At 72.4% G+C, this 21,136-nt stretch carries 18 protein-coding genes; 9 read left to right on the forward strand and 9 right to left on the reverse strand.

All coding sequences use genetic code 11. The features are described 5' to 3' along the window. The first annotated feature begins 197 nt into the window (after positions 1–197). Positions 198–533 (forward strand): hypothetical protein, encoded by a 336-nt coding sequence (locus AB0C73_RS18820; RefSeq protein WP_362531066.1) that lies wholly within the window; start codon positions 198–200, stop codon positions 531–533. Here AB0C73_RS18820 and AB0C73_RS18825 read toward each other — a convergent pair. Beyond that, entirely contained in the window at positions 523–1,254 is a 732-nt protein-coding gene (locus AB0C73_RS18825; RefSeq protein WP_362531069.1) for a class I SAM-dependent methyltransferase, read from the reverse strand. The two genes, AB0C73_RS18820 and AB0C73_RS18825, sit on opposite strands and share 11 nt — an antisense overlap. Before the next feature lie 133 nt (positions 1,255–1,387). Here AB0C73_RS18825 and AB0C73_RS18830 point away from each other — a divergent pair, with 133 nt between their 5' ends. Then, positions 1,388–1,657 carry a DUF6343 family protein gene (locus AB0C73_RS18830; RefSeq protein WP_362531071.1) on the forward strand — a complete coding sequence of 90 codons (270 nt, stop codon included), beginning with the start codon at positions 1,388–1,390 and terminating at the stop codon, positions 1,655–1,657. A gap of 50 nt (positions 1,658–1,707) precedes the next feature. On the opposite strand, the gene AB0C73_RS18835 is transcribed toward AB0C73_RS18830, so the two are convergent. The 4 genes from AB0C73_RS18835 to rpsA all read right to left on the reverse strand — a co-directional run bounded on the left by AB0C73_RS18835 (position 1,708) and on the right by rpsA (position 5,470). Then, a complete protein-coding gene (locus AB0C73_RS18835) occupies positions 1,708–2,079 on the reverse strand; it encodes a tetratricopeptide repeat protein (RefSeq protein WP_362531074.1) in 372 nt (123 codons plus the stop codon). A 148-nt stretch (positions 2,080–2,227) separates the two neighbouring features. Continuing rightward, on the reverse strand, positions 2,228–2,833 hold the full coding sequence (gene coaE / locus AB0C73_RS18840; protein WP_362531077.1) for a dephospho-CoA kinase: 606 nt from the start codon (positions 2,831–2,833) through the stop codon (positions 2,228–2,230). Between the two features lie 31 nt (positions 2,834–2,864). Beyond that, positions 2,865–3,803: a PAC2 family protein gene (locus tag AB0C73_RS18845; RefSeq protein WP_362531079.1), complete on the reverse strand. Its 939-nt coding sequence runs from the start codon at positions 3,801–3,803 to the stop codon at positions 2,865–2,867. A gap of 173 nt (positions 3,804–3,976) precedes the next feature. After that, entirely contained in the window at positions 3,977–5,470 is a 1,494-nt protein-coding gene (gene rpsA, locus AB0C73_RS18850) for a 30S ribosomal protein S1 (RefSeq protein WP_362531081.1), read from the reverse strand. A gap of 357 nt (positions 5,471–5,827) precedes the next feature. Between rpsA and AB0C73_RS18855 the strand changes: the two genes are divergently transcribed. Then, positions 5,828–6,661 (forward strand): methyltransferase domain-containing protein, encoded by an 834-nt coding sequence (locus tag AB0C73_RS18855; RefSeq protein ID WP_362531083.1) that lies wholly within the window; start codon positions 5,828–5,830, stop codon positions 6,659–6,661. 113 nt (positions 6,662–6,774) lie between these two features. Beyond that, entirely contained in the window at positions 6,775–9,345 is a 2,571-nt protein-coding gene (hrpB, locus tag AB0C73_RS18860) for an ATP-dependent helicase HrpB (protein WP_362531086.1), read from the forward strand. Here the strand turns inward: hrpB and AB0C73_RS18865 are convergent. The 3 genes from AB0C73_RS18865 to AB0C73_RS18875 all read right to left on the reverse strand — a co-directional run bounded on the left by AB0C73_RS18865 (position 9,329) and on the right by AB0C73_RS18875 (position 12,380). Then, positions 9,329–10,321 (reverse strand): DUF3068 domain-containing protein, encoded by a 993-nt coding sequence (locus AB0C73_RS18865; protein WP_362531088.1) that lies wholly within the window; start codon positions 10,319–10,321, stop codon positions 9,329–9,331. The genes hrpB and AB0C73_RS18865 overlap by 17 nt on opposite strands. Before the next feature lie 11 nt (positions 10,322–10,332). Next, positions 10,333–10,473, reverse strand: a complete 141-nt coding sequence (locus tag AB0C73_RS18870) for an SPW_0924 family protein (protein ID WP_362531091.1) — start codon at positions 10,471–10,473, stop codon at positions 10,333–10,335. 161 nt (positions 10,474–10,634) lie between these two features. Next, the gene (locus AB0C73_RS18875; RefSeq protein WP_362531093.1) at positions 10,635–12,380 is read right to left on the reverse strand and encodes a lytic transglycosylase; all 1,746 of its coding nucleotides are present in this window, start codon (positions 12,378–12,380) and stop codon (positions 10,635–10,637) included. A gap of 194 nt (positions 12,381–12,574) precedes the next feature. Here AB0C73_RS18875 and AB0C73_RS18880 point away from each other — a divergent pair, with 194 nt between their 5' ends. Continuing rightward, the gene (locus AB0C73_RS18880) at positions 12,575–13,438 is read left to right on the forward strand and encodes a DUF4184 family protein (protein WP_362531095.1); all 864 of its coding nucleotides are present in this window, start codon (positions 12,575–12,577) and stop codon (positions 13,436–13,438) included. Positions 13,439–13,788: 350 nt separating this feature from the next. On the opposite strand, the gene polA is transcribed toward AB0C73_RS18880, so the two are convergent. Then, complete coding sequence (gene polA / locus AB0C73_RS18885) at positions 13,789–16,509, reverse strand: DNA polymerase I (RefSeq protein ID WP_362531098.1); 2,721 nt, start codon at positions 16,507–16,509, stop codon at positions 13,789–13,791. 189 nt (positions 16,510–16,698) lie between these two features. On the opposite strand from polA, the gene AB0C73_RS18890 reads away from it, so the two are divergent. The 4 genes from AB0C73_RS18890 to AB0C73_RS18905 all read left to right on the forward strand — a co-directional run bounded on the left by AB0C73_RS18890 (position 16,699) and on the right by AB0C73_RS18905 (position 21,073). Further along, positions 16,699–18,981 carry an FdhF/YdeP family oxidoreductase gene (locus AB0C73_RS18890; RefSeq protein WP_362531100.1) on the forward strand — a complete coding sequence of 761 codons (2,283 nt, stop codon included), beginning with the start codon at positions 16,699–16,701 and terminating at the stop codon, positions 18,979–18,981. Positions 18,982–19,053: 72 nt separating this feature from the next. Next, positions 19,054–19,563: a hotdog fold thioesterase gene (locus tag AB0C73_RS18895; protein ID WP_362531103.1), complete on the forward strand. Its 510-nt coding sequence runs from the start codon at positions 19,054–19,056 to the stop codon at positions 19,561–19,563. Between the two features lie 188 nt (positions 19,564–19,751). Further along, on the forward strand, positions 19,752–20,636 hold the full coding sequence (locus AB0C73_RS18900) for a trypsin-like serine protease (RefSeq protein ID WP_362531106.1): 885 nt from the start codon (positions 19,752–19,754) through the stop codon (positions 20,634–20,636). Then, positions 20,633–21,073 carry a hypothetical protein gene (locus AB0C73_RS18905; protein WP_362531109.1) on the forward strand — a complete coding sequence of 147 codons (441 nt, stop codon included), beginning with the start codon at positions 20,633–20,635 and terminating at the stop codon, positions 21,071–21,073. The genes AB0C73_RS18900 and AB0C73_RS18905 overlap by 4 nt, the downstream gene beginning before the upstream one ends. Positions 21,074–21,136: the final 63 nt, after the last annotated feature.

Consider the following 21,136-nt stretch of genomic DNA (forward strand, 5'->3'; position numbering starts at 1 on the left):
CTCACCTCCCGTTCCGTGTTCCGTGTTCCGTGACGGATTCCGACTGGACCTCCGACCTTACGGGTGGGGTCTGACAACGGCCTCGCACGGCGGCTCCCCCGACCGGCCCAGCAGAACATGCCGCCCGCCCCGGGAGGCGGGAGGGTGACGGAGAACAGGCCTCGGCCGCCCACGCCCGACAGACGAGGATTCCCGCCATGTCCCTTCACCGGCGTCTCTCCATCGCCAGCGGGGCCGCCCTGCTCACGTTCGCCCTCGCGGGCTGCTCCGGTCTCGGCCGCAGCATGGTGGGCACGGTCAACTACGAGACCGGGCGCGAGCTGGTGGTGACGGTGACCAGCCCCTCGGTGAACGGCTGCCACCGGCTCGCGCCGACAGGCGCGACCAAGGTGGAGAACGCGACGCTGGTGGACATGCAGCTCTACCGGACGCGGGACTGCAAGGGCAAGGACCCCATCTACCTGCCGAGCAAGACGTCGAACGAGATCGCGCCGGGCACGCTGCCCTGGCGCAGCTACAGCGTCATCCACTGACGCCCGGTACGGGGCGGGCGAGCACCCAGGTGCCGTCCTCGGTCAGATACCGCCCGACGGCGAGCCCGGCCGCCGCGAGGTGCCCCTCGAAGGCCTCGCGGTCGAGTCGGCGGGACAGGAAGGTCTGGGTCCAGCGCACGTCCGGGAAGACGTACTCGCACCGCACCCGGTCCACGCCGTCACCGACGGGCTCGGTGGCCGCGATCCGAACGGTGTATCCGGCCGGATCGTGCCGCTCGCGCGGCACGTCGTCGTGGTAGTCGGCGCCCTCGCGCTGGACGAGGACGAGCCCGTCGTCCTTCACATGCCGCCAGCAGGCCTCCAGGAGGCCCTGCCGGGTCCGGTGGTCGGCGGTGTGGACGAGGAACGAGCCGAGCACGACGGCGTCGAACCGCTTCGGCAGCCGCAGCTCCTCGATGGGGCTGAGCACGGTCTCGACGTCCGGGGCGCGCTCGCCGACGACGGCGAGCATTTCGGCGGACTCGTCCACGGCGGTCACGGCGAAGCCGCGCTCGGCGAGCGGCACGGTCACCCGGCCCGCTCCGCTGCCCAGCTCCAGGAGTGTGGCGCCGGCCGGCAGCACGGCCCCGATCACCTCGGGTTCGGTGCCCGCCGACAGCCGCCGGTAGAGGTCGACGGCGCAGCCGTCCGGGGTGATCGGCCCGGGACCGGTCCCCTCGTGCCCGGTACGCCTCCACTCCGTGCCGTGCGGTTCGCTCATGCCTGTCACGTCCTCTCGGCGGTCGGTCGCTGATCGGGGTGATTGCGGATCGGAGCGATTGCTTTCGGATCGCGCGTGGTGGGTAGATGCTGGGAGTGCCCGAAGGGTCGCCTTACCCGGGAGGTGCGAGGTCATGCGTACGGGCAGTGAACCGGTGACCGCGCGCAGTGCGCTGCGGATGCGGTTCTGGCTGAGTCTGTGGGGTCTGCTGTGGGCCGCCTTCGGAACGACGCTGTTCTCGCTGGTCGAGGAGCCGGGCTGGGCGGCGGCGTGCGGGGTGCTGTTCGTGGTGGCGGCCGTCGATCTGATCGTGGTCGGCCATCACATCCGGCAGGGCCCGCACTGGCAGCCGGGGCGTGACATCCCGCCCTACGAACCCGACCGCGGCGGACGGGGCCGCTGAGGGCCCGGCAGGTCGGCGTCCCGCCGGGGCGAGGGGGCAGGAACGGCGGCTCAGGCCTTGGCGGGGCCGAAGCGGGCCGCCTCCAGGTATTCCGGCTTGGGGTCGAGCGCGGCGGCGAGCCGGAAGTGGCGCAGGGCCTGGTCGGGGCGGCCGGAGCGTTCGAAGGTGCGGGCGAGCGCGAAGTGCGCGAACGCGTTGTCCGGCTCCCGCTCCAGGACCAGGCCGAACTCGAGCTCGGCCGAGCGGAGTTGTGCGGCGGCGAAGAAGGCACGGGCACGCAGCAGCCGGGCCGCGGTGTTCTCGGGGTGCGCGGCGATCACCGAGTCGAGGAGCTTGACCGCGCCCCTCGGGTCCCGGGCGGCGAGCAGCTGTTCGGCGGCCCGGTAGTCGATGACATGGGTCTCCGGGTTCCTGTCGGCCACGGCAGTTCCTTCCCTTCGCTCCGGCGGTTCAACAGCGGGTACGACAGCCGTATTCCGTCGGGGACCGCGGCACCGGGCCCCGTGGAGGGCATCCCTACCCAGTCCGCGGGCGGGTGCGACCCTCGGGGCCGTGGCGGTTTTCCGTCGGTCAGCGGCTCTCGGCGGCGCGCTGCCGCAGCTCTTCCCAGACCTTGCGCACCTGCGGCTCCAGCTGCTCCAGGGGACCGTCGTTGTCGATGAGCAGGTCGGCGACGGCGCGGCGCTGGGCGCGGGTGGCCTGGGCGCCCATCCGGGCGCGGGCTTCCTCCTCGGTCATGCCACGCAGCCGGACCAGGCGGTCGAGCTGGGTCTCGGGGGCGGCGTCCACGACGACGACCAGGTCGTAGAGCGGGGCGAGGCCGTTCTCGGTGAGCAGCGGCACGTCGTGGATCACGACGTCGTCGGCTCCGGCCCGGCTCTCCAGCTCGGCGGAGCGGGCGCCGACGAGCGGGTGCACGATCGCGTTGAGGGCGGCGAGCCGCTCGGGGTCGGCGAAGACGATCGCGCCGAGACCGGGCCGGTCGAGGGTGCCCTCGGGGGTGAGAATGCCCTCGCCGAACTCGGCGACGACGGCGGCGAGCCCGGGGGTGCCGGGCTCCACGACCTCGCGCGCGATGCGGTCGGCGTCGATCAGGACGGCGCCGTACGAGACGAGCAGCCGGGACACTTCGCTCTTGCCGGCGCCGATACCGCCGGTCAGACCCACCTTCAGCATGAGCGGCAGCTTAGATCGCGCCGCCCGGGGGCTACGCGTCGCCCTCCCGTTCGGCGAGGAAGCGCTCGAACTCGCGGCCCAGCTCGTCCGCGGAGGGCAGGTCGACGGGCTCGGCGACCAGGCTGCCGCGGGTCTCGGCGCCGGCCACCGCGTCGTACTGGTGCTCAAGGCCCTGGACCAGGGCGGTCAGCTCCTCGTCGCCCTCGCCGATCTGGCGGTCGATCTCGGTCTGGGTGCGGCGGGCCTCGGTGCGCAGGGCGTGCGCGACGCCGGGCAGGACCAGGCCGGTGGCGGCGGTGACCGCCTCCAGGGCGGTGAGCGCGGCGTCCGGGTACGGGGAGCGGGCCACGTAGTGCGGGACGTGGGCGGCGACGCCCAGGGTGTCGAAGCCGCCCTCGCTGAGGCGGAACTCGATGAGGGACTCGGCGCTGCCGGGCACCTGGGCCTCGTCGAAGGGGCTGCGGTGGCCGGGCATGAGGTCGGTGCGGTTGCCGTGCGGGGTGAGGCCGACGGGGCGGGTGTGCGGGACGCCCATCGGGATGCCGTGGAAGTTCACGGCGAGCCGGACGCCCAGGCGCTCGACGATCTGGCGCACGGCGGCGGCGAACCGCTCCCACTCGACGTCCGGCTCGGGGCCGGAGAGCACCAGGAAGGGCGCGCCGGTGGCGTCCTGGACGAGGCGCACCTCGATGACCGGGGTCTCGTACGCGGTCCAGCGGTCGCGGCGGAAGGTCAGCAGGGGGCGGCGGGCGCGGTAGTCCACCAGGCGGTCGTGGTCGAAGCGGGCCACGAGCTGGTGCGGCAGGGTGTCGAGCAGGCGCGTGACGATCTGCTCGCCGGTCTCGCCGGCGTCGATGTAGCCGTCGAAGTGGTAGAGCATGACCAGTCCGGCCGACTCCTGGGCCAGGGCCATGTCGACCACGGCCAGACCCTTCTGGTCCCATTCGTACAAATCCTGGGGATCAAGCACGATTTCCGCTCCTCCTCGTGTTCTCTCCGTTCAACGCCCGCCACTCCGCGCCCATTCCCGCGCACTTCCTGAAAACGGCTCCCTGAAACGACTCCCTGAAAACGAACGAGGCCCGCCTCCCCGGAGGGAGACGGGCCTCGACGCTAGCTACTGGAGCTCAGCGGAGAGCCTGTTCAGCTCTGGCCGCCGGCCAGCTTCTCGCGCAGGGCGGCGAGGGCCTCGTCCGACGCCAGGGCGCCGGAGTTGTCGTCCGACTCCGAGGAGTAGGAGCCACCGGTCGGCGCGGCGGCCGGAGCGGCGTTGCCACCCTCGGCAGCGGCGGCCTCGTCGGCCTCGCGGGACTTGATGACCTGAGCCTGGTGCTGCTCGAAGCGCTGCTGCGCCTCGGCGTACTGGGTCTCCCAGGCCTCGCGCTGGGTCTCGTAGCCCTCGAGCCAGTCGTTGGTCTCGGGGTCGAAGCCCTCGGGGTAGATGTAGTTGCCCTGGTCGTCGTAGGACGCGGCCATGCCGTACAGGGTCGGGTCGAACTCGACCGAGGCCGGGTCGGCACCGAAGGACTCGTTGGCCTGCTTCAGCGAGAGGCTGATGCGACGACGCTCGAGGTCGATGTCGATGACCTTGACGAAGATCTCGTCGTTGACCTGGACGACCTGCTCCGGGATCTCCACGTGGCGCTCGGCCAGCTCGGAGATGTGGACCAGACCCTCGATGCCCTCGTCCACGCGGACGAACGCACCGAACGGAACCAGCTTGGTGACCTTACCCGGAACGACCTGGCCGATCTGGTGGGTACGGGCGAACTGCTGCCACGGGTCCTCCTGGGTCGCCTTCAGCGACAGGGAGACGCGCTCGCGGTCCATGTCCACGTCGAGAACCTCGACGGTGACCTCCTGGCCGACCTCGACGACCTCGGACGGGTGGTCGATGTGCTTCCAGGACAGCTCGGAGACGTGAACCAGACCGTCGACGCCACCCAGGTCCACGAAGGCACCGAAGTTGACGATCGAGGACACGACGCCGGAGCGGACCTGACCCTTCTGGAGGGTCGTGAGGAAGGTCTGGCGGACCTCGGACTGGGTCTGCTCCAGCCAGGCACGGCGGGACAGGACCACGTTGTTGCGGTTCTTGTCCAGCTCGATGATCTTCGCCTCGAGCTCCTTGCCCACGTAGGGCTGGAGGTCGCGGACGCGACGCATCTCGACCAGGGAGGCCGGGAGGAAGCCGCGGAGGCCGATGTCGAGGATGAGACCACCCTTGACGACCTCGATGACGGTACCGGTGACGATGCCGTCCTCTTCCTTGATCTTCTCGATGGTGCCCCAGGCACGCTCGTACTGGGCGCGCTTCTTCGAGAGGATCAGGCGGCCTTCCTTGTCCTCCTTCTGGAGAACCAGGGCCTCGATCTCGTCGCCGACCTTGACGACCTCGTTCGGGTCGACGTCGTGCTTGATCGAGAGCTCGCGGCTCGGGATGACACCTTCGGTCTTGTAACCGATGTCGAGCAGGACCTCGTCCCGGTCGACCTTCACGATGACGCCGTCGACGATGTCGCCGTCGTTGAAGTACTTGATCGTCTCGTCGATCGCGGCGAGGAAGGCTTCCTCGTTACCGATGTCGTTGACCGCAACCTGCGGGGTGGTGGCGGTGGTCTCGGTGCTGCTCGTCATGTGGGAAAGGGCTCCGGTTACGGACAGAAAGTCGTAGGTACTGCTACGCCGAGAGCCCGTATCGCACTGAAGAAGCCGGACAGCCAAGGAAGCGCCTTCCCGCCGAACGGGGGCGCCTCGAAAACCGAGGGGACTGCAACAGGTGCGAGCGCGGCCTGCTCCGTCTGAGGCGCGCAGGCCCGCAGCGCAACCTTTAGCATACGGGGGCGGCCGGACAGGGTCAATGCGCGAAGCGCACACCCGGGGCGGATCGCCGCATATCCGGCACAACTCGTGTCGGCCCAGGCCATCCTGGCCATGGGCGGCCGCTCGCATCTACGCGCGCGGCTCTGAGCGCAAACTACATCGACGGGCGAGATGAACCAAGAGTACGGACACGAAGACGGGCCCGAGGACGACGCGGAGGCCGTCCGGCGTGACGCGGGGGACACGGAGAGCAGCCGTGCCAGCCGCGGCTGGTGGGACCGGAACGCCGACGAGTACCAGAGCGAGCACGGAGCGTTCCTCGGGGACGACCGGTTCGTGTGGGGTCCGGAGGGCCTGGACGAGGCCGAGGCCGGGCTGCTCGGGCCGGCCGCCGGGCTGAAGGGGCTCGACGTCCTGGAGATCGGCGCGGGCGCGGCGCAGTGCGCGCGCTGGCTGGCCGCCCAGGGGGCCCGGCCGGTGGCGCTCGACCTCTCGCACCGGCAGCTCCAGCACGCGCTGCGGATCGGCCCCGAGGTGCCGCTGGTGGAGGCGGACGCGGGCGCGCTGCCGTTCCGCGACGGCAGCTTCGACCTGGCGGTCTCTGCGTACGGCGCGGTGCCGTTCGTGGCGGATCCGGTTCGGGTCTTCCGCGAGGTGCGCCGGGTGCTGCGGCCCGGCGGGCGCTGGGTGTTCTCGGTGACGCATCCGATCCGCTGGGCGTTCCCGGACGAGCCGGGCCCCGAGGGCCTGTCGGTGGCGGCCTCCTACTTCGACCGGACGCCGTACGTCGAGCAGGACGAGCACGGGAACGCGGTCTACGTCGAGCACCACCGGACGCTCGGGGACCGGGTGCGGGACGTGGTGGCCGGCGGCTTCCGGCTGGTCGACCTGGTCGAGCCGGAGTGGCCGGCCTGGAACAACCAGGAGTGGGGCGGCTGGTCCCCGCTGCGGGGGAATCTGATCCCCGGCACGGCGATCTTCGTCTGCGAGCGCGCCGACGGCTGACCCCGGGGGCGGCCGCCCGCCGCCGCCCCTTCTCCCCTGTATTAGTCGTATGAATCGGGGAGCCTGTGGACAACGGCGCGCACCGGGTCGGCGGGTCGTACGAGACTTGCCACGTGATCCGAAACGACGCACTCGACCTGCTTCCCGTCCGCCATGCCGTCCCCGAGCTGCTGACCGCGCTCGCGGAGCGCGGCACGGCGGTGCTGCACTCCCCGCCCGGGACCGGCAAGACCACGCTGGTCCCGCTGGCCCTCGCGGGGCTGATAGGGGACGGGCCGGAGCGACGGGTCCTGGTGGCCGAGCCGCGCCGGATGGCGGTGCGGGCGGCGGCGCGGCGGATGGCCTGGCTGCTCGGCGAGGAGGTTGGCGGGGCCGTCGGTTTCTCCGTGCGCGGGGAGCGGCGGGCCGGGCCGGCCACCCGGGTCGAGGTGGTGACCACGGGTGTGCTGCTCCAGCGGCTCCAGCGCGATCCGGAGCTGACCGGGGTGGACGTGGTGCTGCTCGACGAGTGCCACGAGCGGCATCTGGACGCGGACACGGCGCTGGCGTTCCTGGTGGATGTACGGGCGACGCTGCGGCCGGAGCTGCGGCTGATCGCCGCGTCGGCGACGAGCGACGCGGCGGCCTGGGCGGATCTGCTGACCGTGCTCGACGGCGGCGGCCCGGCGCCGGTGGTGCGTGCCGAGGGCAGGATGCACGGTTCCGCGGTCCATTTCGCGCCGCCGCCCGCCGGGGTGCGGCCGGCGCACGGCACGTGGGTGGATCCTGCGCTGCTGCGGCATGTCGCCGCGACGGTCCGGGAGGCGCTGGAGCGGCACGAGGGCGATCTGCTCTGCTTTCTGCCGGGCACCGGGGAGATCGCCCGGACGGCCGGGCTGCTCGCCGGCCTGGACGCCGAGGTGCTGCAGCTGCACGGGCGGGCTCCGGCGGCGGTGCAGGACGCGGTGCTGCGGGGTGGCGGGCCGGGCGGGCGGCGCCGCGTGGTGCTCGCGACCTCGGTGGCGGAGTCGAGTCTGACGGTGCCGGGTGTGCGGATCGTGGTCGATTCCGGCCTGTCCCGGGAGCCGCGGATGGATCATGCGCGGGGGCTGGGTTCGCTGGCCACGGTGCCGGTCTCCGTGGCGGTCGCGACCCAACGCACCGGGCGGGCCGGGCGCGAGGCCTTCGGGACGGTGTACCGCTGCTGGTCGGCGGCGGAGGACGCGCGGCTGTCACGGTTCCCCGCGCCCGAGATCAAGGTGGCCGATCTGACCGACTTCGCGCTCCGGGCGGCGTGCTGGGGCGATCCGTCGGCGGCCGGGCTCGCACTGCTCGACGCGCCGCCGGCCGGGGCGATGGCGGCGGCCCGGCAGGTCCTGACGGCGATCGGCGCCGTGGACGAGGAGGGGCGGGCCACGGACCGGGGACTGCGGATGTCCCGGCTCGGGCTGCATCCGCGGCTGGGGCGGGCGTTGCTGGACGGGGCGCCCGAGGTGGGGGCCCGGCGGGCGGCGGAGGTCGTGGCGCTGCTGAGCGAGGAGCCGCCGCGGGAGTACGGGGACGATCTGGCGGCGGCCTGGCGCGAGGCGCGCCGGGGCGGTGACGGCTACGGGGCGCGCTGGAAGGCGGAGGTACGGCGCCTTGAGCGGTCGGCCGGCGAGGCGGCGGGGGCTGCCGGGGCGGGCGGGTCCGTGGGGGCCGGGGCGTCCGGCACGGCTGCCGGGGAGGACGCGGTGGCGGGTCTGGTGACGGCGCTGGCCTTCCCGGAGCGGGTGGCGCGGGCGCGGGAGCAGGGCGGCTGTCTGATGGTGTCGGGCACCGGGGCGCGGCTGGCGGAGGGTTCGGGGCTGCGGTCCGCGCCGTGGCTGGCGATCGCGGTGGCGGACCGGACGGTGCAGAGCGCGGTGGCGCGGGTGCGGCTCGCGGCCGTGGTGGACGAGACGGTGGCGCGGCGTGCGGCGGGGCATCTGCTGAGTGCGGGCGAGGAGGTGCGCTGGGAGGACGGGGATGTGGTGGCCCGGTCGGTGGAGCGGCTGGGGGCGGTGGAGCTGACGGTGCGGCCGCTGCGGGACGGGGCCGGTCCGGCGTTGGTGCGGGCGGCGCTGCTCGACGGGCTGCGCCGGGAGGGCACGGGGCTGCTGCGGTGGTCCCGGGAGGCGGTGGAGCTGCGGAGCCGGCTGGCCTTTCTGCACCGGGAGTTGGGCGAGCCGTGGCCGGATGTGTCGGAGGAGGCGCTGCTCGGGAGGGCCGCGGAGTGGCTGGAGCCGGAGTTGTCCCGGGCGCGCCGGAGGGCCGATCTGGGGCGGATCGACGCGGGTGAGGGGCTGCGCCGGCTGCTGCCGTGGGCGACGGGCGAGGCGGGGCGGCTCGACGAGCTGGCACCGGAGCGGATCGAGGTGCCGAGCGGTTCGCGGATACGGGTGGAGTACGGCGGGGAGCGACCGGTGCTGGCGGTGAAGCTCCAGGAGATGTTCGGGCTGGCACGGACGCCCCGGGTGGCGGGGGTTCCGGTGCTGGTGCATCTGCTCTCCCCCGCCGGGCGGCCGGCGGCGGTGACCTCGGACCTGGCCTCGTTCTGGCGGGAGGGCTACCGGGCGGTGCGGGCGGAGCTGCGGGGGCGCTATCCGAAGCATCCGTGGCCGGAGGACCCTTCGGTGGCGGAGGCGACCCGGCACACCAGTGCCCGGCTCAGACGGGAGCGGTGACCGGGGCCGGCCCGGGGCGGGTGTCGGGGGCGCGGGCGCCGCGGGAGCGGGCTTCGAGCCAGAGGGAGAGGGCGAACAGGAGAAGGGAGAGGAGGGTGAAGCTCCAGGGGAGATAGGAGACGAGCATCAGGACCATGAGGCGGTTGCTCTTGACCAGGCCGACGACGTAGGCGATGTAGTCCTCGCGCATCTTCACGTGGCCGGCGAAGACGGTGACGGTGTCCTGGCCCATCAGGGCGCGGGCGCCCCGGAGTTCCTCGCGGTGGATCTCCTCGCCGTTGACCGGGGCTCCGGTGACGGGGTCGATCCAGAACATGCGCTTGGTGGTGTACCAGCGGGTGAGGCCGGTCTTGGCGAGGACGTCGGGGGTGATGCCCTGGACCGGCATGGTCTTGGGCATGGGGACCTTGGTCCAGGGCACGGTCTGCTCGAAGTAGTAGACCTCCAGGCCGCGGAAGGTGCGGGTGCCCCGGTAGTGGATGGGGGCCGAGGTCCGGGTCTGGGCGTCGAAGTACTGGTAGTCCCGCTTCTCGGTGAGGAAGGGCCACTTGAACTCGATGCCCTCGCGGCGGACCGGGTCGCCGTCGACCGTCTCGCCGGTGGCATGGACGGGGTCCTGGGTGTGGGCGTCGAAGATGTAGCGCTCGGGGATCTTGGAGACCATCTTGCCGTCGGGGCCCAGGACGTAGGAGAGGGAGTCCCAGACGACGACGTCGCGGCCGGCGTCGCGTTCGATCTTCCTGGACTCCTCCACGTTGCCCTTGAGGGTCTGGACGATCGTGATCTTGTCGACCTGTTCGGCCTTGAGGGTGGAGTAGTTGAGCAGGGTCGCGGGCTTCGCCTCCAGGACGGTCTCCTGGTACTGGTTCGGCGGGATCCTGGCCAGCCGGGGGAAGGCGTACCAGCGCATGGTCGGGGCCATGGCGGCGAAGAAGACGGCGAAGGCGAGCAGGACCAGGCCGGCACGACGGCGCATGGGGCGGCCCCTCACTTCTTGGGGCCGGGATCGGCGGTGAGCAGGGGCAGGGGCGAGGTGGGCCCGTCCGGCGGCAGATCGACGAAGGAGAGGAGCAGGATGAACAGGAGGACGGGCACGAGTCCGATGACGGCTGCGGCAAGGGCGCGCAAGGTCGGCCTCCCGGCGCTCGATCTGATACTTCGTCAGGGCTGGGGCACCGTAGCAACGCGGCCGCGAGATGAGAACACGTTTCACTCAGAACGCGGGCCGCCCCCGGGTCCGGTGGGGACACGGGGGCGGCACGGGAGCCGGGCGGGCAGCGCCCGGGCGGTCAGGGTGTCGGCGTGGGCGACGGGGTGCCGGTCTCGGACTCCGAGGGCGACGGGGTGGGCGTCGGGGTCGGGGTCGGCTCGGGCTCCGGGGCGTTGACGGTGAGCACGACGGTCATCGTGCCGCCGCCGGGCGCGGTGAGCCGCAGCGTGAAGCTGCCGGCCGTGTCGCCCGCGAAGATCTCCGGGAGCGTGAGCGTTCCGTCGGTCCCGGTCTTCACGGTCAGAGTGCGCACCGCGGTGCCGTCGGTGTCCTTGAAGAAGGGGCCACCGGTGACGGGCGTCGGGTCGTCGGCCGAGGTGACGAAGGTGGCGGTGAGGGCGACTCCGGCGGCGACGGCGCCGTTGTCGGTGGCCTTGACCTGGACCCGGTCGGCGAAACTGCCGCCGGTGACGGCCGCGAGCTCCTTGGCGTCGAGACGGGTGAGGGTGTCGGCGGAGCGCTCGGCGACGGTCGCCGCGAACTCGACCGCCTTCAGGCTCTTGCCGGCCACGGCGGCGCTGACGGTGAAGGCGCCGGTGCGCTCACCGGCCTTCAGGGTGGGGGCGACGGCCTTGCCGTTCGCGCCGGTGACGGAGGTGACCTCCCGCGTGCCGACCGAGAACCGGGCGTCGGTGTCGCCGACGATCCGGAAGGTCACCCGGACACCGGAGACCGGCTTGCCGGCCGCGTCGACGGCGAGGACGGTGGCCCGGGCGGCGAACTCGCCGCCCGCGGTGGCGGTGAGACCGGCGGTGCCGTCCTTGCCGAGCCGCGCCACCCTGCTCGCGGGGTCGGTGGTGGGCTTGGGTGTGGGCGTCACCGGCTTGGAGGGGGTGGGCTTCGGTGTGGCCGGCGTCGGCTTCGGGCTCGGCTTCGCCGTCGCGGGGGACGTCGGGAGCGGCCGGGTGCCGGACGGGGTGGTGGGGTTGTCGCTGCGGTCGCCGGGGAGCTCGCCCATGCCGTCGGGCACCTGGTGGGTGCCGCGCTTGTAGTACTCGAACCAGGAGAGCACCGTGCGCAGGTACTCGTTCGAGCGGTTGTAGCTGAGGATCGCCTTGTCCAGGTCGGCCTGGAGGGCGAGGTTGCGGTCGTTGGCGCAGAGGTAGAGACCGGCGGCCTGGGCCGCGTCGTAGATGTTGCTCGGGTCCTTCTTCCCGTCGTTGTTGGCGTCCTGGCCCCAGGTCTTCCAGGTGGACGGGATGAACTGCATCGGGCCTATCGCCCGGTCGTGCGTCGTGTCGCCGTCGTACAGGCCGCCGTCGGTGTCCGAGATGTCGGCGACGCCGACACCGTTGAGGACCGGGCCGAGGATCGGGGAGAGGGTGGTGCCGTTGGCGTCGACCTTGCCGCCGCTCGCCTGGCCGGACTCGACCTTGCCGATGCCGGCGAGGAGCTGCCAGGGCAGGTTGCAGCCGGGGTCGGTGGTCCGTATGGACTGCTCGGCGCGCTGGTAGGCGGCGAGGACGGTCGCGGGTATGCCGGCCTGGGCGGGGCCGGTGATCAGCGGCTCGTTGGTGGGCGCGCCGGGCTTGTTGGGGGTGTTCAGCGGGGGCAGCTTGGTGTAGTACGGCGAGTCGCCGGAGGCCGAGCCGTCCGGGGGCGTGGTGGTGTCGCCGGCGCCGATCGGCAGATCACCGCTCGCGCCGTCGGTGAGCGGCGTCGTCGTGTTCGGCGCCTGCGAGGCGGCGAGCGCCGCGACGGCGGCGGCCACGACCGCACCGCTGGTGGCTCCCCTGCGCAGCCGGCGGCCCAAGTGCGCTGCCATACGTGTGGTCCCTCCCCGTGTGCCCCGTCCGCGCTCCCCGCGCGGCTCCGACCGCCGACCCTATGCCAACTCCGGTCACGCGAACACCGCGAGCTGACCGTGTTTCACTGTTTCGTCACTACTTGGCCGCCCGGTCTTTCTCCGTGGGCCGCTCATGAATACTGAGGGGGCACTTCGGATCGAGGGGGAGCTCCGTGCCGTTCACACTCAGCCATGCCGCGGCGGTCCTGCCGGGCGTCCGCCGCGACGGCAGGGCCCGGGGCCCGCTGGTGGCCTCGGCGCTCGTGGCCGGTTCCTTCTCCCCCGACATGACGTACTACGCGGCCTCGGTCATTCCCGGCGCGATGCTGTTCGGGGACGTCACCCACTCCTTCCCCGGTGTCGTCACCGTCGACGTGCTCATCACGGCGGCGCTGGTGGGGCTGTGGCTCCTCGTGCGCGAGCCGCTGGTGGCGCTGCTGCCGCGGCGGTGGCGCGGGCGGGTGTACGGCGTCGTGCGCGGCCGGCCCTGGGCGGAGCGCCGTCCGGCCGCGCTGGCCGGGTGGTTCGTGCTCTCGGCGGTGATCGGCGCGACCACGCACGTGGTGTGGGACGCCTTCACCCATCTCGACCGCTGGGGCACCCGGGTGATCCCGGTCCTCGGCGAGGTCGTGGCCGGCTTCCCCGTCTACTTCTACGCGCAGTACGGGGGTTCGGCGCTGGCCCTGCTGCTGCTCTGCTGGTTCACGCTGCGGGCCCTGCGCGCGGTCCCGCCGGACGCGCCCGTGCCCGCGCGGGTCCCGGTCCTGGACCGGCGCGGGCTGCTGCTCGCGGGCGCGGTGATCGGGGGGTGCGTGGTGGTGGGGGCGGTGCAGCGGGTGCTGCGCTCGTATGCGTACTGGGGTGGGACCGGGAGGATCGTCGACCTCGTTCCGACGGTGTGCTTCGGGGCGGGGGCGGGGTTGTTGCTGGGGGTGGTGCTGTACGGGGCGGGGGTGCGGGTGCGGCTTCGTTCTGTACCGGTACGTGAGGCCGTGGCGCCCCGTACCCCCGAGCGCACCGGTCCCGGCCCTCGCTGACCCTGCCCCGCGCCGGTTGCGGGGCACCCCGCCGCCCCCCGTTGTGGGCCTGCGCCCGGCAAGGGCGGTGCCCGCCCGCCGCTCCCCCGTTGTGGGCATACGTTCCGCAGGGGCGGAACGGGTGGGCACAACGGACGGCGCCCCTTGCCGGGCCTAGGCTCCCTGCGCCTGGACGTTCACCCCTTGGGCGCCGCACTGGTGGTGCGGGTCCAGGCACAGGTGCGGAACGCGCCCGCAGGGGCGCCGTCCCGTGTGCCCACCCGTCCCGCCCCAGCGGGACGAATGCCCACACGGGGGGGGGCAGCGGGGCGCCCCGCAACGGGTGGGCACCGCCGCGTGGGTGGGGGGTGTCAGTGGGCTGCCGAGTCCCAGTTCGGGCCCACTCCGACCGAGACGTCCAGGGGGGCGCGGAGGGTGACCGCGTGGGACATGGCGGTGCGGACCAGGGGCTCGACCTGGGCGCGTTCGCCGGGGGCGAGTTCCAGGACGATTTCGTCGTGGACCTGGAGGAGCATGCGGGAGGCGAGGCCGGCCTCGGTGAGGGCGCGGTCGACGTCGAGCATGGCGACCTTGACGATGTCGGCGGCGGTGCCCTGGATCGGGGCGTTGAGGGCCATCCGTTCGGCGGCCTCGCGGCGCTGGCGGTTGTCGCTGTTGAGGTCCGGGAGGTAGCGGCGGCGGCCGAGCATGGTCTCGGTGTAGCCGGTGGCGCGGGCCTCGTCGACGACGCGGTGCAGATAGTCGCGGACACCGCCGAAGCGCTCGAAGTAGGTGTCCATCAGGCCGCGCGCCTCGGCCGGTTCGATGCCCAGCTGCTGGGAGAGGCCGAAGGCGGAGAGCCCGTACGCCAGGCCGTACGACATGGCCTTGATCTTGCGGCGCATCTCGGCGTCGACGGCGGACCGCTCGACGCCGAAGACCTGGGAGGCGACCGTGGTGTGCAGGTCCTCGCCGGAGGTGAAGGCCTCGATGAGGCCCTCGTCCTCCGAGAGGTGGGCCATGACGCGCAGTTCGATCTGGCTGTAGTCGGCGGTCATGAGGGCCTCGAAGCCCTCGCCGACCACGAAGCCGTGGCGGATGGCGCGGCCCTCGTCCGTCCGTACCGGCACGTTCTGCAGGTTGGGGTCGGTGGAGGAGAGACGGCCGGTCGCGGCGACGGTCTGGCTGAAGGTGGTGTGGATGCGGCCGTCGGCGGCGACGGTCTTGATCAGGCCCTCGACGGTGGAGCGCAGCCGGGCCTGCTCGCGGTGGCGGAGCATGATGACCGGGAGCTCGTGCTCGGTCTGGCCGGCGAGCCAGGCCAACGCGTCGGCGTCCGTCGTGTAACCGGTCTTGGTCTTCTTGGTCTTCGGCAGGTTGAGCTCGCCGAAGAAGACCTCCTGGAGCTGCTTGGGCGAGCCGAGGTTGAACTCGTGGCCGACGGAGGCGTGCGCCTCCTTCACCGCCTGCTGCACGGCGCCGGCGAACTGCTGCTCCAGGGCCTCCAGATGGTCGCGGTCGGCGGCGATGCCGTGCCGCTCCAGGCGGGCGAGGAGGGCGGAGGTGGGCAGCTCCACCTGGTGGAGGAGGTCCTTGGCGCCGACCTCCGCCAGCTTCTCCTCGAAGGCGGCGCCGAGGTCCAGGACCGCGCGGGCCTGGCTCATCAGGGCCTCGGCCTCGGCGGTGTCCTCGGCGCCGAAGGCGAGCTGGCCGTCGGCGGCCGCGGCCGGGGCGAGCTCGCGGCCCAAGTACTCGACGGACAGGGCGTCCAGGGCGAAGGAGCGGCGGCCGGGCTTCACCAGGTACGCGGCGAGCGCGGTGTCCATGGTGACGCCGGCGACGCTCCAGCCGTGCTCGGGGAAGACCCGCATGGCGCCCTTGGCGTTGTGCATGACCTTGGGGCGCTCGGGGTCGGCGATCCAGGCGGACCAGGCCTTCTCGTCGGCCTCGTCGAGCTCGGTCGGGTCGAACCAGGCGGCGGCGCCTCCACCAGCCGCGAGCGCGACCTCGGTGACGCTGCCGGTGCCGAGGGCCCAGCTGTCGACGGTGGCGATGCCGAGCGGCTGTCCGCCGTGCTCGGCCAGCCAGCCGGCCAGCTCGCCGGAGCCGAGGACGGTGAAGTCGAGCTCGACGCCGGGGGCGGGCGCGGCCTCGGCCTCCTCGGCGGTGCCGGGGTCGACGGCGAGGAGCCGCTCGCGCAGCGAGGGGTTGCGGATCTCCAGGGTGTCGAGGACGAGGGCGACGGCCGTGCGGTCGTACGGCTCGCGGGCGAGGTCCGTCACGGTCTTCGGCAGCTCGACGTCGCGGACCATCTCGGTGAGGCGGCGGTTGAGCTTCACCGACTCCAGATGGTCACGGAAGTTCTGGCCGGCCTTGCCCTTGACTTCCTCGGCGCGCTCCACCAGTTCGGCGAAGGAGCCGAACTGATTGATCCACTTCGCGGCGGTCTTCTCGCCGACGCCCGGAATGCCGGGCAGGTTGTCGGACGGGTCGCCGCGCAGGGCGGCGAAGTCGGGGTACTGCGAGGGCGTGAGCCCGTACTTCTCCTGGACCTTCTCCGGGGTGAAGCGGGTCAGCTCGGAGACGCCCTTGGTGGGGTAGAGCACGGTGGTGTGGTCGGAGACGAGCTGGAAGGAGTCCCGGTCGCCGGTGACGATGAGGACCTCGAAGCCCTCGGCCTCGGCCTGGGTGGCGAGGGTGGCGATGACGTCGTCCGCCTCGAAGCCCTCGACGGCGAAGCGCGGGGCGTTCATGGCGTCGAGCAGCTCGCCGATCAGCTCGACCTGGCCCTTGAACTCGTCGGGGGTCTTGGAGCGGTTCGCCTTGTACTCGGTGAACTCCTCGGACCGCCAGGTCTTGCGGGACACGTCGAACGCGACGGCGAAGTGCGTGGGCGCCTCGTCGCGGAGTGTGTTCGCCAGCATGGACGCGAATCCGTAGATCGCGTTCGTCGGCTGCCCGGTCGCGGTCGTGAAGTTCTCCGCGGGCAGTGCGAAGAACGCCCGGTACGCCAGGGAGTGCCCGTCCATGAGGAGCAGGCGCGGACGGTTCTCTTCGGTCATATCGGTCTTCTTCGCTGCTGTCTCGGCCACGGGACGATCCTGCCACGCGCGACTGACATTCCCGTCCACCTTCCCGTCCCCCCTCCCGTCCACCGCGCCCCCGTCGCGACTCCACCGCGACTCCGCTCCGGCCGTGACCGCCCGCGCATGGTCCGATGTCAGGGGTGCGTGACAGGATTGGCCCGTACGACAGCTTTGTTTCGCTCAAGGGAGAGCGTGATGGTCAGCAAGCCGCCCGCCGGTGACCCGGTCCAGGACGCGCCGCAGGTCGAGCCGCCGCAGCATGCCGCGGCCGGGCTGCCCGCCGTCGCGCACACCCTGCGGATCGCCCAGGCGCAGATGGGCGTGCGGCGCACCGCGCGGACCCTGCTCAAGGTCAACCAGAAGGACGGCTTCGACTGTCCGGGCTGCGCCTGGCCCGAGGGTGACAAGCGGCATGTGGCGGAGTTCTGCGAGAACGGGGCGAAGGCGGTCGCCGAGGAGGCGACGCTGCGCCGGGTGACGCCCGCCTTCTTCGCCGCGCACCCGGTGGCGGACCTGGCGGAGCGCAGCGGTTACTGGCTGGGGCAGCAGGGCCGTATCACCACTCCCATGTATCTGCCGGAAGGCGGCGACCGCTACGAGGCGGTGAGCTGGGAGCGGGCGTTCGCGATCATCGCGGAGGAGCTGACGGCGCTGTCCTCGCCCGACGAGGCGCTGTTCTACACCTCGGGCCGGACCAGCAACGAGGCGGCGTTCCTGCTCCAGCTGTTCGCCCGCGAGTTCGGTACGAACAATCTGCCGGACTGCTCCAACATGTGCCACGAGTCCTCGGGCTCGGCGCTGAACGAGACCATCGGCATCGGCAAGGGCAGCGTCTCCCTGGAGGATCTGCACCGGGCGGACCTGATCATCGTCGCCGGGCAGAACCCGGGGACGAACCATCCGCGGATGCTGTCCGCCCTGGAGAAGGCGAAGGCGGCCGGGGCGCGGATCATCTCGGTGAACCCGCTGCCCGAGGCCGGTCTGGAGCGGTTCAAGAACCCGCAGACCCCGCACGGCCTGCTGCGGGGCGCGGCGCTCACCGATCTCTTCCTGCAGATCCGGATCGGCGGCGACCAGGCGCTGTTCCGGCTGCTCAACAAGCTGGTCCTGGAGTCGCCGGGCGCGGTGGACGAGGAGTTCGTCGCCGCGCACACGCACGGTTACGAGGAGTTCGCGGCGGCCGCGAAGGAGGCCGGCTGGGACGAGACGCTCGCGGCGACCGGTCTGTCCCGGGCGGAGATCGAGCGGGCCCTGGAGATGGTGCTCGCCTCGGAGCGGACGATCGTCTGCTGGGCGATGGGCCTGACCCAGCACAAGCACTCGGTGCCGACCATCCGCGAGGTGGTGAACCTCCTGCTGCTGCGGGGCGCCATCGGGCGGCCGGGCGCGGGCGTGTGCCCGGTGCGCGGGCACTCCAATGTGCAGGGCGACCGCACCATGGGCATCTTCGAGCGGCCCTCGGACGCGTTCCTCGACGCCCTGGACAAGGAGTTCGGGATCGTCTCGCCGCGCCATCACGGTTATGACGTGGTGCGGGCCATCGAGGCGCTGCGCGACGGCGACGCGAAGGTGTTCTTCGCGATGGGCGGCAACTTCGTCGGCGCGACCCCGGACACCGAGGTCACCGAGGCGGCGATGCGCAGGGCGCGCCTGACGGTGCACGTGTCGACGAAGCTGAACCGCTCGCACGCGGTGACCGGCACCCGCGCGCTGATCCTGCCGACCCTGGGCCGCACGGACAAGGACGTGCAGAAGAGCGGCCGCCAGTTCGTGACGGTCGAGGACTCGATGGGCCTGGTGCACGCCTCGCGCGGCAATCTGCCGCAGGCGAGCCCGCATCTGCTGTCCGAGCCGGCGATCGTGGCGCGGATGGCGCGGGCGGTCCTGGGCGGGGCCTCGGCGACGCCGTGGGAGGACTTCGAGGCGGACTACGCGACGATCCGCGACCGCATCGCGCGCGTGATCCCCGGCTTCGAGGACTTCAACGCCCGGCTGGCGGCGAATCCGGGCGGTTTCGCGCTGCCGCACGGCCCGCGCGACGAGCGGCGCTTCCCGACGGCGACCGGCAGGGCGAACTTCACGGCGGCGCCGGTGGAGTACCCGAGGGTGCCGGAGGGCCGGCTGCTGCTGCAGACCCTGCGCTCGCACGACCAGTACAACACCACGATCTACGGCCTCGACGACCGCTACCGCGGCATCACCGGCGGCCGCCGCGTGGTGCTCGTCCATCCCGAGGACGCGACGGCGCTCGGCTTCGCGGACGGGGCGTACGCGGATCTGGTGAGCGAGTGGACCGACGGCAGCGAGCGGCGGGCGCCCGGCTTCCGGGTGGTGCACTATCCGACGGCCCGTGGCTGCGCCGCCGCGTACTACCCGGAGACGAACGTGCTGGTGCCGCTGGAGTCGACGGCCGACGTCAGCAACACCCCCGCGAGCAAGTCCGTGATCGTGCGTCTGGAAGAATCCGCAACCGCCTAAGCGTTTGCTCAGGCAGCTCGGAAGAGCGATGGAAGAGAAGTCCAGCCGTACGACGACGAACGGAGCCCGCCCATGGGTGAGCAGCAGCACGTGAAGTTCCCGCAGGAGGTCATCGACGAGTACGCCTCGCTCGGCGTGGACCTGCCGGCGCTGTTCTCGGCGGGCCACCTGGGCAACCGGATGGGTGTGCAGATCCTGGAGGCCTCGGCGGACCGGGTGGTCGGCACCATGCCGGTGGAGGGCAACACCCAGCCGTACGGGCTGCTGCACGGCGGCGCCTCGGCGGTGCTCGCCGAGACGCTGGGCTCGATCGGTTCGATGCTGCACGGCGGGGTGTCCCGGATCGCCGTGGGCGTGGACCTGAACTGCACGCATCACCGCGGGGTGCGCAGCGGCCTGGTGACCGGTGTGGCGACGCCCGTGCACCGGGGCCGGTCGACCGCCACGTACGACATCGTCATCACGGACGAGCACGACAGGCGGGTCTGCTCGGCGCGGCTGACCTGCATGCTCAAGGAGGTCGGCGGCAACGACGCGCAGCACCTCCCGGAGGCCGGCCGCCTCGACGGCGCCGGCGCCTGAGCCGACCCACGGCCCGGTACGGAACGTCCCGTACCGGGCCGCGGTGCGTTCCGGGGTCCGGCAGACATCAACTCCCTTGTTCCCGTGCCCTCTTGCCCTCGCGCGCGGCAGCGGCTTCACTGGCCGGTCTCCCCCACAGGAGAAGCCCGATCCACTCACACCCGAGTTCATCGACCAAGGGGTTCTTCTTGACCGCCGTACGCACCACGACCGTGGCGACCGCCATGACCGCCGCGGCCTGCGCTGCCGTTCTCGCCACCGCGATCCCGTCCGCAGCGATCAACTCGTACAACGCGACGCCCGCGCCCGAGCGCACCGAGGTCGGCGCGCTGGTCGCGACCTGGGACAACGACGACGACCCGAGCACACCCGACCGGGTCGACTGGGTCTGTTCCGGGACCATGATCGACGCCGACACCTTCCTCACCGCGGCGCACTGCACGACCGACTGGCCGGAGAACGTGCGTTTCTACGTCTCCCTCGACCAGGACGTGCAGGCGGGCCTGGACGCGGCCGCCGCCGCGCATCCGGGCGACCCGGCCGCCGTGGCGCGCGCCGTGGCCGTCGAGGGCGTCGCGCACAGTCACCCCGCCTACCCCGGCCCGGCGGCCGACACCCACGACATCTCGGTGATCGAACTGCCCGCGGCCAAGATCAAGGAGCGCTGGAGCTTCAAGCCCGCGGCGCTGCCGACGGCGGGCGCGCTGGGTGCGCTCGGCCCGCGGGGACTGAACGCCACCTCCTTCCTCGTGGCGGGTTACGGCACCCAGGAGGCCGAGCGCGGGCCGGGCGGCCAGACCCACCCGGGCGGCGGCGTCCGGATGAAGGCACCGGTCTCCTTCGACGCCCTGAACGACGCGTGGATCCGGCTCGCCATGACCGCGCCGCAGGGCAACGGCGGTGCCTGCTACGGCGATTCGGGCGGACCGAACTTCGCCGACCTGGGCGGACGGCTCACCCTGGTGGCGACCACGATCACGGGTGACACCCCCTGCTACGCCACGAACGTGGTGTACCGGCTCGACACCCCGGGGGCCCGCGACTTCCTGAAGCCCTTCGTCCAACTGCCGTGACCCCTCACCGCTCCCGCCCGGCCAGGGCCGCGCTCGCCGCGGCCCTGGCCGGCTGCGTACTGGTCCTGCCGACGGGCTGCGGGCGGGCCTCCGACCGGTCCGCGGACCCGGAGCCGACGGCGAGTTCCCCGGCGGACGTCTGCACAAGTCTCGTGTCGTACTGGGTGAAAGAGGCACTGAAGGGCAGCAAGTGGGCGGGGCTCGACTGGGAGCAGAAGGGGATGTCCAACGAGCAGTACGAGATCCATGACGAGGTGCTGATCGCGGCGCGGGCCGAGGAGGCGCGGTCGGGGCGCGCGGCGGCGTTCGCGCTCACCGACCGCGAGACCCGGCGACGGTGCGAGGCGGCGAAGGGTGCGACGGGAAGTTCGGAGAACTGGCGCCCGCCCAGCGAACAGCGCGTACCCACCAGCGGTAACCGGCCATCACCGTCGTGACTCTCCGTGATGGGCAGGCGAAGAGGCACCGGTGGTGGAGCGGAATGCTCCGGTCAGCCGTTC

It is taken from the genome of Streptomyces sp. NPDC048623, assembly GCF_040650755.1.
GTDB lineage: Bacteria > Actinomycetota > Actinomycetes > Streptomycetales > Streptomycetaceae > Streptomyces.